The 16057-nt window shown below is 46.6% G+C and carries 15 protein-coding genes; 2 read left to right on the forward strand and 13 right to left on the reverse strand.

Going from position 1 to position 16057, the window contains the following annotated elements; genetic code table 11:
• Positions 1-14: 14 nt before the first annotated feature.
• On the reverse strand, positions 15-974 hold the full coding sequence (locus BMW94_RS21830; RefSeq protein WP_063564249.1) for an ABC transporter permease: 960 nt from the start codon (positions 972-974) through the stop codon (positions 15-17).
• A gap of 11 nt (positions 975-985) precedes the next feature.
• Positions 986-1750, reverse strand: a complete 765-nt coding sequence (locus tag BMW94_RS21835; protein ID WP_091001024.1) for an alpha/beta hydrolase — start codon at positions 1748-1750, stop codon at positions 986-988.
• Positions 1751-2216: 466 nt separating this feature from the next.
• Between BMW94_RS21835 and BMW94_RS21840 the strand changes: the two genes are divergently transcribed.
• Both BMW94_RS21840 and BMW94_RS21845 read left to right on the forward strand, forming a co-directional pair.
• Entirely contained in the window at positions 2217-3134 is a 918-nt protein-coding gene (locus BMW94_RS21840; protein ID WP_091001025.1) for a serine hydrolase domain-containing protein, read from the forward strand.
• Positions 3131-3562, forward strand: a complete 432-nt coding sequence (locus BMW94_RS21845) for a GNAT family N-acetyltransferase (protein WP_091001026.1) — start codon at positions 3131-3133, stop codon at positions 3560-3562. The genes BMW94_RS21840 and BMW94_RS21845 overlap by 4 nt, the downstream gene beginning before the upstream one ends.
• Before the next feature lie 94 nt (positions 3563-3656).
• On the opposite strand, the gene BMW94_RS21850 is transcribed toward BMW94_RS21845, so the two are convergent.
• From BMW94_RS21850 to BMW94_RS21900, 11 genes are all read right to left on the reverse strand, one after another.
• Positions 3657-3911, reverse strand: a complete 255-nt coding sequence (locus BMW94_RS21850) for an AbrB/MazE/SpoVT family DNA-binding domain-containing protein (RefSeq protein WP_024629045.1) — start codon at positions 3909-3911, stop codon at positions 3657-3659.
• 170 nt (positions 3912-4081) lie between these two features.
• The gene (gene trmL / locus BMW94_RS21855; RefSeq protein WP_091001027.1) at positions 4082-4546 is read right to left on the reverse strand and encodes a tRNA (uridine(34)/cytosine(34)/5-carboxymethylaminomethyluridine(34)-2'-O)-methyltransferase TrmL; all 465 of its coding nucleotides are present in this window, start codon (positions 4544-4546) and stop codon (positions 4082-4084) included.
• Positions 4547-4683: 137 nt separating this feature from the next.
• On the reverse strand, positions 4684-5772 hold the full coding sequence (gene serC, locus BMW94_RS21860) for a 3-phosphoserine/phosphohydroxythreonine transaminase (RefSeq protein ID WP_091001028.1): 1089 nt from the start codon (positions 5770-5772) through the stop codon (positions 4684-4686).
• 233 nt (positions 5773-6005) lie between these two features.
• Positions 6006-7430 carry a type I glutamate--ammonia ligase gene (gene glnA / locus BMW94_RS21865; RefSeq protein WP_091001029.1) on the reverse strand — a complete coding sequence of 475 codons (1425 nt, stop codon included), beginning with the start codon at positions 7428-7430 and terminating at the stop codon, positions 6006-6008.
• Between the two features lie 414 nt (positions 7431-7844).
• On the reverse strand, positions 7845-8909 hold the full coding sequence (aroF, locus tag BMW94_RS21870; protein WP_063564242.1) for a 3-deoxy-7-phosphoheptulonate synthase: 1065 nt from the start codon (positions 8907-8909) through the stop codon (positions 7845-7847).
• Between the two features lie 231 nt (positions 8910-9140).
• The gene (locus tag BMW94_RS21875; RefSeq protein WP_091001030.1) at positions 9141-10094 is read right to left on the reverse strand and encodes a 4-hydroxy-3-methylbut-2-enyl diphosphate reductase; all 954 of its coding nucleotides are present in this window, start codon (positions 10092-10094) and stop codon (positions 9141-9143) included.
• A gap of 68 nt (positions 10095-10162) precedes the next feature.
• Positions 10163-11623, reverse strand: coding sequence for a sensor histidine kinase (locus BMW94_RS21880; RefSeq protein ID WP_063564240.1), 1461 nt, complete (start codon positions 11621-11623; stop codon positions 10163-10165).
• 1 nt (position 11624) lies between these two features.
• Positions 11625-12314: a response regulator transcription factor gene (locus tag BMW94_RS21885; RefSeq protein ID WP_091001031.1), complete on the reverse strand. Its 690-nt coding sequence runs from the start codon at positions 12312-12314 to the stop codon at positions 11625-11627.
• A gap of 195 nt (positions 12315-12509) precedes the next feature.
• Entirely contained in the window at positions 12510-14210 is a 1701-nt protein-coding gene (locus BMW94_RS21890) for a S1C family serine protease (protein ID WP_091001032.1), read from the reverse strand.
• A gap of 148 nt (positions 14211-14358) precedes the next feature.
• The gene (locus BMW94_RS21895; protein ID WP_063564237.1) at positions 14359-15021 is read right to left on the reverse strand and encodes a response regulator; all 663 of its coding nucleotides are present in this window, start codon (positions 15019-15021) and stop codon (positions 14359-14361) included.
• Positions 15018-16055, reverse strand: coding sequence for a HAMP domain-containing sensor histidine kinase (locus tag BMW94_RS21900; protein ID WP_175480806.1), 1038 nt, complete (start codon positions 16053-16055; stop codon positions 15018-15020). Before BMW94_RS21900 ends, BMW94_RS21895 begins: the two co-directional genes overlap by 4 nt.
• Between the last annotated feature and the right edge of the window lie 2 nt (positions 16056-16057).

Raw genomic sequence — 16057 nt, forward strand, 5'->3', positions numbered from 1 at the left:
TTTTTCCTCCTCTCTTATCGGAACAAACCGTCTCCGCCAAGCCACTTGGCAAATCTGTCTGCGAGAAGCAGTAAGACCATATTCACGAGGGAACGGAACAAGCTGACCGCTGTCGAGAATGAGAAGTCCGTTGAAGACTGGAAAGTGATCCGATAGATGTATACATCCAATACTTCCGATACATTTTTGGTTGCGGCATTCGCCAAGTTGAAGATCTGGTCGAAACCGGAAGACATCAATCCACCAACCGACAGGATAAACATGACGGTGATTGTAGGAAGAATGTTTGGCAATGTAATCTTGAACATCTGCTGCATACGGGAAGCGCCGTCAATCTGCGCCGATTCATACTGATCCTGATCGATACCGGAAATGGCAGCCAGGAAGATAATCGCACCCCATCCGCTTGATTTCCAAATATCCGTCAACAGCAGCATCGGTACAAAGTTGGACTCGGAACCCAGGAAGTTAATGGTTGGCAATCCAAGCAAACCAAGTGCGCTGTTTACCAGTCCGTCATAAGCCAGCACGTTGATGACTACCCCGGAAACGATGATCCATGAAAGGAAGTGCGGGAACGTAAGAACCGTCTGGAACCACTTTTTCCCTCTGCGCATCCGCAACTCATTCAGCAACAGGGCCAGAATGATTGGGAACGGGAACTGAATAATCAGTTTCAGAATGTTGATGTACAGCGTCCGCCATACGGCGTCAATAAAGGTTGGATCCCGGAAAACGTATTTGAAATTCTCAAATCCGCTCCATGGGCTTCCCCAGATCCCCAGGTTTGCCTTGTAGTCTTTAAACGCAAGAGACAGGCCACCCATTGGCATGTAGGCAAACAGGATCAGCCAGACGAGCCCTGGAATAAGCAGGGTGTACGTCATTCTGTGCTTCCAGATTTCACTCCAGAGCGAATTGCCTTTCAAGTTTCCCTTCAGCTTTTTGCTAGGTCCTTCGGCTGCAGGTTTCAAATTGCATCTCCTCACTCTACTTTGGTCTTGTCGTTATACAGAAAATCAAACATGGTTCGCAGGTGTTGCTCCCAGAATCTCCATTCATGGGTACCCGGTGTTTCCACATACTGAAACTCAAAGTCCGTTTCCTGCATGTATTCCGCGAATTTGCGATTCATATCCACAAACGGATCGATGTCACCACAACAACTCAGAATATCCGGTAATTTTCCACCCTGCTTCAACAGCTTTGCAGACAGTGCGTACAGGTCCTGATCGGGTTTTACCTGTAACCGTTCTCCAAAAACCGCTTTCATTTCCTTGATCATGCCTGATGGCATCTCCGGATCATGAAGCCGGGTCTGAATATCAGTTACACCTGATAAGGACACCGCCTTGCGGTATCTCTCGGGAAATGTCAGTGCACATTTCAATGCACCATACCCACCCATGGATAGACCGGCGACGTAAGTCTTGGCCGGGTCTGTATTCAGATTGAGCTGACGCCTACAGAATTCAGGCAGCTCCTGAGTGATGTAATGGAAGTAATTCAGGCCGTATTCCATATCGGTATAATAGCTTCGGTTCGCTTCCGGCATAATGATGGTACAGCCATATTGTTGCGCATACATTTCAATTGTAGTCAAACGTTGCCATGTACTTGCATTATCACCTGCACCATGCAGCAAATATAGCGTACCGCCTGAAGTGTCTCCGGAGTCACTGGACACTACATGTATGCTTGTATTCATGCATAACGTAGGCGATCCGGTTTCGATCGTTATATGCGCCATATGTAACCCCTTTCATCGTCGGCTGCTGTCTGTAAACTTCTGTTTCTCTGCCTTTTTGTTGCAACTTCCAGTGATTCCCCCGTATTTCGCTTGGTTATCGAAACGATTTTCTCGAATCGTTTCAAAACATAGCCAACGTTGATTTACTTGGACTTGATTACAACACTTTTTACGTGGAAGCGATTTCTTCGAATCGTTTCGAATAAATCATAATCCCGAAGTGCAAACCCTGTCAATAACCTTTTTACAAATTTCGCGCTTTTTTCTCAAAAAACTGATTTTTCGTGATGAAATTTGCGTCAAAAGGCACTTTTAATGTAAAACAATATCCTTTAAGTAACCGTTTGCACATCTTCATTGACATTGAACCAAGTTTGTACTAACATAAGTTCTAATTTTTGATCCGGATTGCGGAAACGTTTCACCAATAACACAAATTCTTCTTTTTTTTAGAAAGGATGTTAAGATGTCGAGTATTATGGATTCTTTTGTTCATCATATAGATGAGCAGCAGTTAAACGTACATTCTGTTCGGGTATTGCAGAAAGGGGTTACAATCGGAGCGTGGGATCGTACCAGCGATATGCGCCGCTTGCAGCATTCCGTCAGTAAATCGTTTACCTGCATGGCGATTGGATTGGCTTTGGATGAAGGTACACTTACACTTGAATCCAGACTGGGGGACTATTTCACATCACCAACACCAGCTTCTAATTTAACAGCCTTCCCTCCTGCGGACCTCACCCTGTATGATTTGCTGCGGATGTCCTCGGGTCATGACGTACCCGTGTTATGGGCAGAAGAGCGAGCCACTCTCCCTGAGAAAGATTGGGCCAAATATTATATGTCTCTTCCTTTGGACAGAGTTCCTGGTGAAACGTTTACATATAGCAGTGCAGATACGTTTATGATCTCCGCCATGTTTCAGGCTGCCTCTGGTCAGACCGTGAAGGACTATCTGATTCCGCGGCTATTCGAGCCACTGGGCATTTCGCATGTAGAGTGGGAAACTTCTCCCTTGGGCATTACATTGGGCTGTGCGGGCCTGCAGCTAACCAACGAGGAATTAAGCAGGTTCGGTCAACTGTTGCTTCAGGAAGGCCGCTGGAACGGCGAGCAGCTCATTCCTGCGGAATGGATCCGATTAGCGACAACACAACAGATCCCTACACCTGGAGACGGCGACTGGGGACAAGGTTATGGATATCAATTCTGGAGATGTTCCCATAACGCTTACCGTGCTGATGGCGCCAATGGTCAACTATGTGTTGTCCTACCGGAGCTGGAGTCCGTTATTGCCATCAATAGTGATGAACAAAATATGCAAGCCATTCTTGATCATGTATGGTCAGATATATTGCCTATTCTGGAGGGAAACATTTGATTATACGAGCAGCCACTCAGGCAGATTATGCGGAGTTGAGAATCATCTATCTCGAGTCGCGACGTGCCCGGTTCCACTGGGCTAAGCCGGAAGAGCTGTCCCTACAGGATTTTGATACAGACACCGTTGAAGAATATATCCTCGTTGCTGAAAATGAAGAAGGACAGCTTCTCGGCTTCGCTTCGCTATATCTTCCCGAGAACTTTATCCACCTTTTGTTTATCCATCCCGGTTTTATCGGTGGGGGTACAGGCTCACGCTTACTTGATGCGTCAATTTCACTCATGCAGCAGCCTGTTCGATTGAAATGCGTATCTGATAATCATAAAGCAATTGGCTTTTACGAACGACAGGGGTGGAAAAAAGTCGTTGAAGAAGGTGCACCCGGGGAGAAATATTGGGTGATGGAATACAACACGAATAGCTGATCCCATTCGTTTGCTCCCGATAAACAAGAAGTGGACATGGTTTTTCCACAAAAAAAAAGTATCATGACCTTCAGAGGCCATGATACTTTTTATTTTACCCGTGCTGTGGAAGCTGGGTCATTTCATCTAAACATTGTGCGCATATGTAACGCTCTTTGAACTCATTGACTTCTTCCATTGATCCACAAAAAATACATTTTGGACGGTATCTCTCCAGAATGATATGGTCCCCTTGTACTAAGATCTCTACAGGATCTCCCTCATTCATTTGATACCTTTTACGCAAAGATTTAGGCAATACGATCCTACCCAATTGGTCAACTTTGCGAACGACTCCAGCTGGCTTCATAGCTACGGCACACCTCTCCTATCTTACTCTAAATTTCTAGGTACATTTGTACTATGTTTATTAATTCGCCAAGATTTTGTCGAATCCTGCTGGAAATAAACATTTTTTGTCCTTTTTTTTGAAAAATGTTTTTTTAGCGAATTCTAACCGTCACTTATACGCGAATTGGATTAATCCAGACCTGGGAAATTAAGTTGACGCAATGCCTCATACACAATGATTGCTGCTGAGTTTGACAAGTTCAATGATCTGACATCACCTGTCATTGGCATCTTCATACAAGTATCGGGATTGGCCGCAATTAATTCTGGAGGAAGACCTTTTGTCTCCTTACCGAATACCAGAAAATCTCCATCCTGAAACTTAAAATCACTATAACGGTTTTTCGCCTTCGTGGTTGCGTAGAAGAAACGCCCTTCCGGATACTGTTCCTGAACCTCGGCAAACGAATCATGATATTCAATATGAACGGCATGCCAGTAATCCAGACCCGCGCGTTTCAGCGTAGCGTCATCCGTACGGAATCCAAGTGGACGCACGAGATGCAAATGTGTACCGGTAGCCGCACATGTACGAGAAATATTGCCCGTATTTGCCGGAATCTCCGGTTCAACCAGAACGATATGTAAAGCCATATGTGTTCAATCTCCTTTTCATTTCATGTAAACGACAATTCTCTAATCTTAAAGAAAAGCCCTCCACACGTCAATGTGGAAGGCTCTGGTAAAGCACAAGTGTGAATGCTTGAATTCACAACTCGCTGCCAGTTTGTTTATCCATTGGTCTTCTGGAAGTGGCTCATGAAGTCCGTAATTGCTTTAACACTTTCATATGGAGCCGCATTGTAAATGGAAGCACGCAAGCCACCCACACTGCGATGCCCTTTCAGACCAACAAACCCTTCTTGCTCTGATGCCTTGATAAACTGTTTCTCCAGCTCCTCGTTAGCCAGGCGGAAGGTCACATTCATCAGGGAACGATCTGCCGGATCTACACAACCACGGTAGAAGTCTCCCGAGGAATCGATCGCATTATAAAGCAGATCTGCTTTCTTCACATTCTTCTGTTCAATTCCAGCCAATCCGCCTTGTTCCTCGATCCACTTCAGAACTTCATTCACCATGTATACGGAGAAGGACGGTGGTGTATTATACAGAGAATTGTTATCCACATGTGTACTATAACGAAGCATCGTCGGAATCGTTTTAGGAGATTCACTCACCAGCTCTTCGCGAGCAATAACAACCGTAATCCCTGATGGGCCCAGGTTCTTCTGTGCACCTGCATAGATCATGCCGAATTGATTAAGATCAAACGGTTTGCAGAAGATGTCACTCGACATGTCGGCAATAAGTGGAACTGAACCGGTATCCGGGAATGACTTGAATTGTGTTCCCTCAATTGTTTCGTTAGACGTCAAATGAACATAAGCTGTACGATCCGGGAAGCTAAGATTCGACACATCCGGCAATTTCATATATTTATCCGCTTCAGAAGATGCAGCGACCTGCGTCTCCCCAATCAGTTTCGCCTCAGACAGTGCCTTCTTGGCCCAGCTGCCTGTCATGACATAACTGGCTGTCTGCCCTTCCCCGAGCAGGTTCATCGGCAGCATGGCGAACTGAGTGCTTGCTCCGCCCTGCAGGAAGAGGACCTTGTATCCTTTGGGGTTGCCTAACAGAGACAACAAACGCTCTTGAGCTTCATTATGTACAGATTCGTACACGGCTCCACGGTGAGACATCTCCATAATCGACATCCCTGTATTCCGAAAATCAACAAATTCTGCCTGAGCACGCTCCAGAACCTCAAGTGGCAACGCCGCAGGTCCTGCATTAAAATTATACGCTCTCTTTGTCACAAAATCCCCCGCCCTTTCCATCCGTAGCTGACATATGAAGTGAATATTATCGCTATGATATCAGTATTCCTTATCTGCTTCAAGGGCAATAAGCACCGAAGCTGCGAATCAGGGTTATCAAATTCCTTTATCACCCTGCAAAGTTAATGCACTACATCGTTTCATTCAAGGAAAAGCCTCCGAGAGCGAGTCCCGGAGGCTTTACATTGGGAACAGCTTCTGTTCCGAACGAATTAGCAGTCGAAGTAGAGGCTGTACTCATGCGGATGAATGCGGATGGCTACTGCTTTCGCTTCGTCACGTTTGAGGTTGATATAGTTTTCGATGAATTCTTGTGTGAAGACGCCGCCTTCAGTCAAGAATTCATTGTCCGCTGCCAGAGCGTCAAGCGCTTCTTCCAGGGAAGCTGGCACACTGCGGATATTTTCTTTGTCTGCATCAGACAAATCGTAGATGTTTTTGTCGAGTGGACCATATCCAAGCTCAGTTGGGTTGATTTTGCGTTTGATACCATCCAGACCCGCCATCAGCATTGCAGCGAATGCCAGGTAAGGGTTAGCTGTGGAGTCCGGTGTACGGAACTCGATACGACAACCTTTTGGTGTCACAGCTGCAACCGGAATACGTACTGCTGCCGAACGGTTACCTTTGGAGTAAACCAGGTTAACCGGTGCTTCATAACCAGGTACGAGACGTTTGAATGAGTTCGTACTAGGGTTAGTCAAAGCAATCAGAGCTGGTGCGTGGTACAAAATGCCTCCGATGTAGTGCAGAGCCATTTCGCTCAGGTTTGCATATCCCGCTTTGTCATAGAACAATGGGGAATCGCCATCGAAGATGGATTGGTGAACGTGCATTCCGCTACCGTTGTCACCAAACAGTGGTTTTGGCATGAATGTTGCTACTTTACCATATTGACGTGCAGTGTTATGCACGATGTATTTGTATACAAGCAGGTTATCTGCTGTTTTCTTCAACGTATCAAAACGGAAGTTGATTTCGGCTTGACCTGCTGTGGCTACTTCGTGGTGGTGACGCTCGATCGACAGGCCCGCTTCTTCCAAAATGCGACACATTTCACTACGAATATCTTGTTGTGTATCTACTGGAGCTACAGGAACATATCCGCCTTTCGTGCGAACTTTGAAGCCCAGGTTACCGCCATCTTCCTTACGGTTGGTGTTCCAAGAAGCTTCTTCGGAATCTACGAAATAGGAAGAGCTGTTCGTGCCGCTCTCATAACGTACATCGTCGAAGATGAAGAATTCGGATTCAGGTGCGAAGAATGCTGCTGTACCTACTCCGCTTTCTTTCAGGAACTCTTCTGCTTTGACTGCGATACCGCGCGGGTCACGCTCATAACGCTCGCCATCCGGAGTGAAGATGTCACACATAACATTCAATGTAGGGTGTGCTGTGAACGGATCGACAAAAGTCGCTTCAGGATCTGGAATCATAACCATATCGGACTCTTCAATTCCGCGGAAACCTTGAATAGAAGAACCATCAAAGGCTACTCCATTTACAAAAGTATCTGCGTCAACTGCCGAAGCTGGTAACGAGATGTGGTGCGCACGACCGGATAAATCTACAAAACGAAAATCTACCCACTCGATGTTGTTCTCTTGAATTGATTTCAATACGTTTTCAACCGACATGTATTCGTCCTCCCAAATATTCCGAACATTAAACAACCCCGCTAAGAAAATGTCCATATTCGAATTTTTTTCTGTCGTCATTATAAAATCTCAAATGTGACATCGTCAATACTTATGTAAGGTATTTTTTGAAACTATGTAAGCTATGCTCACATTTTATAAACCTATAAATTTCATCTAACAACGTATATTAACTATATTTAACTGGTTTAATGCGGTAAAGCAGGGGTATATTTAACCTAAATTATGGAAATAACATTACATCATAAATGTTTCTTATCACCTATGATTAATAAATGCGTTCAAAGCTCCAAATAACACAAAAACCGGACATTTTGTCCTAGCTCCATTCTCATTGAACGGAGCTAGGACAGATGCCCGGATGATATATATTACCTATACTAAGAAGAACAGTTATACGCCAACTCGTGCCGGAAAGAACTCCGCCGGTTGTTTGGCTGTGTTGAATGTTTTACCCACGATTGGTGCCAATTTCTCCAGATCCTGAAGCAGGTTGGCAAATTGGTCAGGGAACAGAGATTGCACACCGTCACCCGTCATGGAGTTATCTGGGTCTGTATGCATTTCAATAATGAGGCCGTTAGCACCAGCAGCAACAGAAGCCTTCGTCATCGGTTCAACCAGCTCACGGCGACCCGTACCATGACTTGGGTCCGAAATGACTGGCAGATGACTGAGAGACTGCAGGACAGGGATGGCCGAGAGGTCGAGCGTATTGCGTGTGTAGGATTCGAATGTACGAATACCACGCTCACACAGCATTACATTGGGGTTGCCACCCGCAAGAATGTATTCAGCTGCATTCAACAGCTCATCATAAGTTGCACTGAAACCACGTTTCAGCAGTACCGGTTTGCCACACTCACCCAATTTGCGCAGCAAATCGAAGTTCTGCATGTTCCGTGTACCGACTTGCAGAATGTCTGCGTACTCGGCACAAATATCCACATATTCAGGCGTCATGACCTCTGTAATGGTCAACAGGTCATGTTTCTTGCCTGCTTCTGCCATCATGATCAGACCTTCAACACCCGTTCCCTGGAAGCTGTACGGACCTGTACGTGGCTTAAATGCACCACCACGCAGCACCTGTCCACCAGCAGCCTTAACCAGTCCGGCAATCTCATCAATCTGTGCAGCGGATTCAACCGCACAAGGTCCGCCCATAACGACGAGCTCCTTGCCGCCAATATCTACTCCTTTGATGGAGATTACGGTATCTTGAGGATGGAAGTCACGGCTTGCCAATTTGTAGGACTTCGAAATCTTGACGACATTCTCCACACCTTTCATTTGACGGAGATGCTCAGCCATTTTCGGCTCCACTTTACCAATCAAACCAATGATGGTGCGGTCCTCTCCACGCGAGATATGAACCTGAAGTCCTTCCTTTTCAATTGTAGCGACGATATCCTGAATATGTTCCTCCGGAGTAGCTTTACCTGCGATAACGATCATTATAAATCCCATCCTTCCTTGTATGAGAGCGCCTAAGCACGTCTGATTTAATCCTCAAAACTCTTCTTCGCTTAAACGCTTGTTCGCTTTTAAGCTTTTATCCACTAAAGTAAATATAACATATTCACCCTTTTCAGTCAAGCCAACTCTTATCCCCTTCAAAAAAAAGAATCCTGCAGTCAGTCACCGGATTTCGGCTCTGTACTGCAAGATTCTTATATTAGTGTTTGTTTACGTCGTACGCGTCTTTTCCCTTACAGGTGGTAACAGCTTGCTCATATTCACCGTACGTTTGATTTCCCATGTTTCTGGCTTGTCATGTTCATACTGCTCCAGATACAGGATAACTTCCTTCGTGATCGGTGTTGGCGTAGAAGCGCCTGAAGTCACCGCTACCTTATTCACACCTTTCAGCCATTCCTGCTGAATCTCAGCCACATCTGATACACGATATGCCGTTACACCCGCAATTTCCTCCGATACTTGTGCAAGTCGATTGGAGTTATTGCTGCGAGGATCCCCGACAACGATGACCAGATCCGCCTGCCCTGCCTGTTCCGCAACAGCTTCCTGGCGGACTTGGGTAGCCAAGCATATCTCATTATGAATCTCTGCACCTGGATACTTCTCCAGAAGACGGCTCATAATGTGTTTAATGTCCCATTGGCTCATCGTTGTCTGATTTGTAATCAGGATTTTGCCGGGAGGTACGTTCAGTCCGTCAATCTCCTCTTCCTTCTCGATCAGATGAACATGATTGGGTGCAACACCAACCGCACCTTCCGGCTCTGGATGGTTCTTTTTCCCAATATAGATAATGTCATATCCTTCAGCCGTCTTCTCCCGAATAAGGTCATGGGTTTTGGTTACATCCGGACAAGTTGCATCCACTGTAGTCAAACCTTTATCACGTGCCATCTTGCGCACTTCCGGAGATACACCATGGGCCGTAAAGATCACTGTTCCACTCTCGACCTGGCTCAAAATATCAACCCGGTTCGGTCCGTCCAGTGTAATAATGCCCTCATCTTCAAAAGAGTCCGTCACATGTTGGTTATGCACAATCATACCCAATATATAAATAGGCCGTGGTAGGTCCAGATTGCGTGCCGCCTGGCGCGCGAGCACCATCGCATCCACAACTCCGTAACAATATCCCCGCGGCGAAATTCGCAGTACTTCCACTTGGTTGCCACCCGCTTTCTTTCTCGGCAAAGATAGCCGATGTAATTGCAGTCCTGTCTATTATAACCTTATTCGATAGGCGGAGCAAAGACAACCGGCAACCAAATGATAAAGGTTGTTCCTTCTCCACGTCTGGTTACAACCTCGACAGACCCTTGGTGTTCCTCAATGATCCACTTGGCGATCGACAGTCCCAGACCTATGCCTGGTGTGGCACCGCGGGACTCATCCGCCCGATAGAACCGGTCAAAGATAAACGGAACCTCATCCCGATCCATTCCGATCCCCGTATCACTGATGCGCAGTCCTACCTGCCCTTTATAAAGGATCGCATCAAGCGTAACCGAGCCATCTGGAGTGTACTTGAAGGCATTTTCGATAAAAATAAACAGCATCTGCTGCAAATAGTCCTTGCTGCCGTTCACATATATGCCATTCAAAATCGATAGATCACCTGGACGCCAGTCTGCCTGATGATCAAGGAATTGCGATCTGCGAGCTACTTCCTGCACCAGAATCTGCAACGGGATCGGATTCAGTTCGATTTTCTGTCCTGTATCCGCTCTGGCCAAAGACAACATGTCGCTGATCAGCCTGCTCATGCGTTTGCCTTCATCCGCCATGTCCTCTATCGCTTCAAGCGACATTTGTTTCACCGTTTCTTCGTCCAGATTCGGTCGGTCCGTGCTCTCCTGGTCCCACAGCTTCTTAAGGAAGTCCACATTGCCACGGATCGTGGTCAGCGGTGTACGCAGCTCATGCGAGGCATCAGATACAAATCTGCGCTGAGCTTTATTTGTCTCCTCGAGGCCGCGGAATGACAGCTCTGTCCGTTCAAGCATATTATTGACGGTTTCAATCAGACGTCCAATCTCATCCTTGGGACCCGTGTATTGAATACGCACACTAAGGTCATCGCCGGATTGAATCTGATTGGCTGCATCAATCACATTGACGAGTGGACGCATGGATTTACGAGCCAGAATCAGACCCGAAGTAATGGCGAGTGCCATCGCGACAAGCCAGCCAAAGACCAGAATATTTCGCAGAGCCTCCAGCAATCGTTCCTGGGAACTAACATTGGCGCCGACTTGAAGGAGCCCCCTTATTTCATTAGTTCCCTGAAGAGACAGGGGCTGCTGATTCACCAAGAAAGGGGTCCCATTGACATAAATCTTGGATATCCCACGCTTTTTCTGGATCTCATTGGATTTCACAACGGGAAATTGAATCTGAAGCTTCTCCATATTGCCTGAGATTTTACCAGACCTGCTCTGGTAGTCCCACAACTGGATGTATATCTGAGCTTCCTGAAGCTGACTTTCCGTAAAAGGGTCCAGGTCCAGCGATTGTGAAAGCGGATTAACTCCAATCTGATTCGTAATTCGTTCACTTTTATCTTTCAGTTGCTGTTCCACTTCTTGATACGTATTAAAATAAACAAAAGCGTAGATCACAACTCCCCAAAAAATGAGCACGGCTGCCAAGATGCCTGAATACCACGCGGTTAATCTTAACCGAATGGACATGTCAGGAGTCACCTCTCAAAATATAGCCGGCTCCCCGGATGGTCTGGATCAAACGTTTGCCGCCGTATTCTTCGGTTTTTTGTCTGAGCATGGCAATATACACTTCGAGCACATTGGACTCACCACTGTAATCATAACCCCAGATTTTATCCATAATCAGATCACGGGACAGCACACGTTTCGGATTTTGCATGAACAGATTCAGCAATTCGAACTCCTTGGCAGTCAGTTCCAGACGCTGACCGTCACGCAACACCTCACGAGAATCATTATCCAGAATAATATCCTCATACATAAGTCGATTATCAGGCGTGTCGGATATATCTGCTTTACGACGCAGTAAAGCACGGACACGAGCCAACAATTCTTCAAGTGCAAACGGCTTCACCAGATAATCATCTGCACCTGTATCCAGACCGATTACCCGGCTCTGTACTTCATCTTTGGCAGTAAGCATCAGGACGGGCACTTTGCTCCCCGCTTCTCTAAGTCTTCGGCATACTTCAAACCCGTCAATTTGCGGCATCATGACATCAAGAACCACAATATCCGGCTCTTTATCCATCAGCTTGCTGAGGCCCTCCGCCCCATTCGAAGCTGTCTGTACATCATATCCTTCAAAAGCAAGTCCTCGCCGAAGCATGGACACGATTTTTTCATCATCATCGACAATCAGAATAGTTGAGCGCATGGTCTTTCTCCTTTATCCCTTAACGTTTTAATCTTATTGTAACAGCCAAAAGCGCAATCTGCATCTTCTCCAAATACCTTGTTGGTTTTCAAGCCCACCTTGATGGAGTACAAGCGTATATAGTGCAAAAAAAGCGGAAGGGCCCTCGAACCCTTCCGCTCTTCTAAACCTTATTCTATAACTCATAATTCGGCATTATGGTTGTTGTTGCTGTTGTTGATCCGTCGTTTGTGTAGTATCGTAATCGTTTTTGTTGCCGATTTTGATTTTTACATCCATTTTTTTGCCGTCCCGAACAACATTCAGTGTCACTTCACTGCCGATTTCCTGTTTCTTGATGAAATCAATCAAATCCTGACTTGTGCTGTATGCTGTGCCATTGGCACCTGTGATGATGTCATAAGCACGCAGGTCTGCTTGGTAAGCAGGGGATTGATAGATCGTGCTGGCTACAACTGAACCTTCCGTGATATCTGTTCCCATCTGTTTAGCCACTTCAGGCGTTAGGGCCATCAGAGATGCACCAATGAACGGTACGGGCTCTTTGGGTACTTCTTTGTTTTCTTTCAAATATTTAACCGCATCGGAGATTACACTCGAAGGAATGGCAAACCCAATGCCCTGTGCATCCGCGCTAACTGCAACGTTCATACCAATGACTTCACCATTGAGGTTAAGCAACGGTCCACCGGAGTTACCAGGGTTGATGGAAGCATCCGTTTGTAACAAGTGGCTGTACTCACGAGTTTTGCCGGTTTCTTCGTCCGGAATGCTGATCGTACGTTCTTTCGCACTCAATACACCTGCAGTAACTGTGTGTTCAAATCCTTCCGGGTTACCAATAGCTACAAGCCATTCACCCACTTGTGTGCTGTTGGAATCGCCCAGTGGAGCGACTGGGAAAGCATCATCGCCGCTGTTTTTCTCGATTTTCAATACAGCAAGGTCAAGGTCGAAGCTGCTTCCCAGCAATTTCGCTTCATACGGTTTGCTGTTGTTCTCCAGCGTTACCTGAATCACATCTGCACCCTGAATCACGTGTTGGTTCGTCAGGATGTAGCCTTCTTTGTCAAAAATAAATCCGGATCCAATGCCGAGAGGAACCAACTGATTGCTGCTTTGTTGCTGTTGCTGCTGATTATTTTGGCCTTGGTAGCTATCTGTTCCGCCATTGCTTCCACCAAAGAAGTACTGGTACAATGGATCGCTCATCGTTGAACCACCCTGGCTGCTGCTGCGTGTAGACTGCTTGGCAAGTGTTTCAATTTTGACGACAGCCGGACTTGTACTTGTTACTACAGAGGATACATCCTCTTTGCCCGTTGGCAGTAATGACGCTGTCACGTTATTGCTGCTGCCTGAGTTCGTAGGCGTAGATGACTGACTGGAGCTTTCATTGTCTGCACTTGTCAGCGCTTCCTGTGGTGTAAACATGTTTGTTCTGTCCGCTGTGTACATCAGCACTGTAATGACCAACATCCCGGCGATGAAAGAGAACAGGAGCGATCTTACGGAAGAACGTGGCCGACGGTTATTATAATTCCAATTGCCATTGTTCTTGCCGCCGTTCCCCTGGTCCCCTCCGTTGCCGCCTGAACCATTGCCGCCGCCCCCTCTGGAGGACGTATTGGCTTGATCAGATGATTCGTTGCTGTAATTACTGTAATAAGTAGGTACCGGTTTCACGGGGTCAGGTCTTGTAATCTCTACATTTCCTTCTTCACGTTGATTATGTTCGCCATTATAACTTGCTGTATCTTCCTGATTCACGGACTGAAAAGGTCCATAAGAATAATAATAGGAGGAATCGTCCGTCCCGGATGAATTGCGATTCTCCGCTTGTTTCGTTTCATTTTCCTCGTCTTGACGGTTCGCTCTGTAATTACGTTCGTCCATGCCTCTCTACCTCCCAATCTCTTCTTCGCAAGAGATATTCTTTAACTGTCCTTATTTTGTACTTTAAACCTTAACCGTACCTTAAAAACAATTAAAAAGGAGATAAAAGCACACTGTTATAGAACATTTTTCCCGCCAAATCTACATTCTAACCCTTATTCTTCACCCAGCCCTGACGATGAGCGTAGATTGCCAGCTGTGTCCGATCGTCCATTTCACATTTCATCAGCAAATTGCTCACATGCGTTTTGACGGTTTTGATACTAATATGTAGTTCTTCCCCGATGTCCTTATTGGTTTTGCCCTCTGCAATTAGTAAAAGCACTTCCTTTTCCCGTTCCGTCAGTCCGGATTCGTTCTCTCTTGCTGTGCGCTGTCTGATGCCACGGGTCAAAGCCTGCGATACGTCGCCTGTCATTACAGGCATACCTCGGTATGCTCCCTGCAGAGCATAGATTAACTCTTCAGCAGATACCGTCTTCAGCACATAACTGACCGCACCGGCTTCAATCGCTTGTACCACAAGGTCATCCTCCAGAAAACTGGTCAGCATCACAATTTTCATCCCCGGAAATTCGGTCATAATCGCTTGTGTCGCTTCCGCGCCATTCATTACCGGCATCATCAAGTCCATCAGGATCAGGTCAGGCAGTTCGTTTTCTCCCAGCTTGCGCAGCTGATTCAATGCATCCTGTCCGTTGCCCGCTTCCCCCATCACATGAAATGTAGGCTCCAGCATAAGATACGTTTTTAACCCCATCCGCACCATATCATGATCATCCACAATCATTACATTTACTATTCCGCTCATTCCGTTTCCCCCTCTGGTTCTTTCGGGAATTTCGGGATGAATACCCGCACCGTCGTCCCCGCTCCCGGCTTCGATATAATCTGAACCTGTCCCCCAAGCTTCTCTGCCCGTTCACGCATCGTTGATAATCCGTATGAACCAGGCCGTTCCGCTTGCTGCAAAAACCCCTGACCGTCATCGCTAATGCTCATGCTGATCTGATGTTCACTCTCTCGTATGGACAGACTGACCAGACCCGCTTCCGCATGTTTGACCACATTAGCGACCGCTTCCTGAATAACAAGAAACAGCTGGTGCTCGATGGCATCGGAAATTCCGCCATCCAGTTCCAGCTCTTTCACTCCTTTTAAACCATTCTGCCTGCAATAATCCGGGAACCAGCTGTCCAGCGCTTCGCCAAGATTCCTTCCCTCCAACTCCACTGGGCGAAGCTGAGCGATGAGCCCTCGCATCTGCCGCTGTGCGATATGGGACATCTGAATAAGTTGATCCAGCACTTTGCTGCCATGCTCGGGATTCATCTCCAGCAGACGTGGTAAGGAGGAAGCCGACATATGCATGGCGAAAAGCTGCTGGCTGACCGTATCATGCAAATCTCTTGCCATCCGTTTGCGTTCTTCAATCACAGCGCGTTCGGATGCCTGTTCCTTTTCAATGACTTCCTGCTCACCAAGCCGCTGAAGCAATCTCATTTTTTTCTCAATCGAATCCATCATGACATTGAATTCCTGATATACCCGTCCGAAGGAGGCATCATCTGCCTCAGGCATACGAACAGCGAGATTGCCCTTGGACACTTTCAGCATGTTGAGATCCAGAAGATCAATCTTGCGTTGAAGCCGCAAGGCGGCAATATATCCCGTGATTATGGTAGCCAGGAGCACAACAGCAACATAGGTCCACGCACGCTGACGCCCTGTTCCCATCAGCACTTCCCCGTACAGCAAGTAAAACCCGCCCAAAGTAATGAGTCCGGTCAGCGCAAAATACATCATCAGTTCCCACTTGTTTGCTTTGAGAATCGTTCGAATCATGC

The organism is Paenibacillus sp. OK003 (assembly GCF_900109515.1).
Lineage (GTDB): Bacteria > Bacillota > Bacilli > Paenibacillales > Paenibacillaceae > Paenibacillus > Paenibacillus marchantiae.

Coding starts and splice junctions, on each gene's coding strand:
- BMW94_RS21885 (WP_091001031.1), bottom strand. CDS start 12,314: ATGCGCTCAACTATTCTGATTGTCGATGATGATGAAAAAATCGTGTCC.
- BMW94_RS21900 (WP_175480806.1), bottom strand. CDS start 16,055: ATGATTCGAACGATTCTCAAAGCAAACAAGTGGGAACTGATGATGTAT.
- aroF (WP_063564242.1), bottom strand. CDS start 8,909: ATGATCGTTATCGCAGGTAAAGCTACTCCGGAGGAACATATTCAGGAT.
- BMW94_RS21840 (WP_091001025.1), top strand. CDS start 2,217: ATGTCGAGTATTATGGATTCTTTTGTTCATCATATAGATGAGCAGCAG.
- BMW94_RS21895 (WP_063564237.1), bottom strand. CDS start 15,021: ATGAGCGGAATAGTAAATGTAATGATTGTGGATGATCATGATATGGTG.
- BMW94_RS21880 (WP_063564240.1), bottom strand. CDS start 11,623: ATGTCCATTCGGTTAAGATTAACCGCGTGGTATTCAGGCATCTTGGCA.
- trmL (WP_091001027.1), bottom strand. CDS start 4,546: ATGGCTTTACATATCGTTCTGGTTGAACCGGAGATTCCGGCAAATACG.
- glnA (WP_091001029.1), bottom strand. CDS start 7,430: ATGTCGGTTGAAAACGTATTGAAATCAATTCAAGAGAACAACATCGAG.
- BMW94_RS21835 (WP_091001024.1), bottom strand. CDS start 1,750: ATGGCGCATATAACGATCGAAACCGGATCGCCTACGTTATGCATGAAT.
- BMW94_RS21890 (WP_091001032.1), bottom strand. CDS start 14,210: ATGGACGAACGTAATTACAGAGCGAACCGTCAAGACGAGGAAAATGAA.
- BMW94_RS21850 (WP_024629045.1), bottom strand. CDS start 3,911: ATGAAGCCAGCTGGAGTCGTTCGCAAAGTTGACCAATTGGGTAGGATC.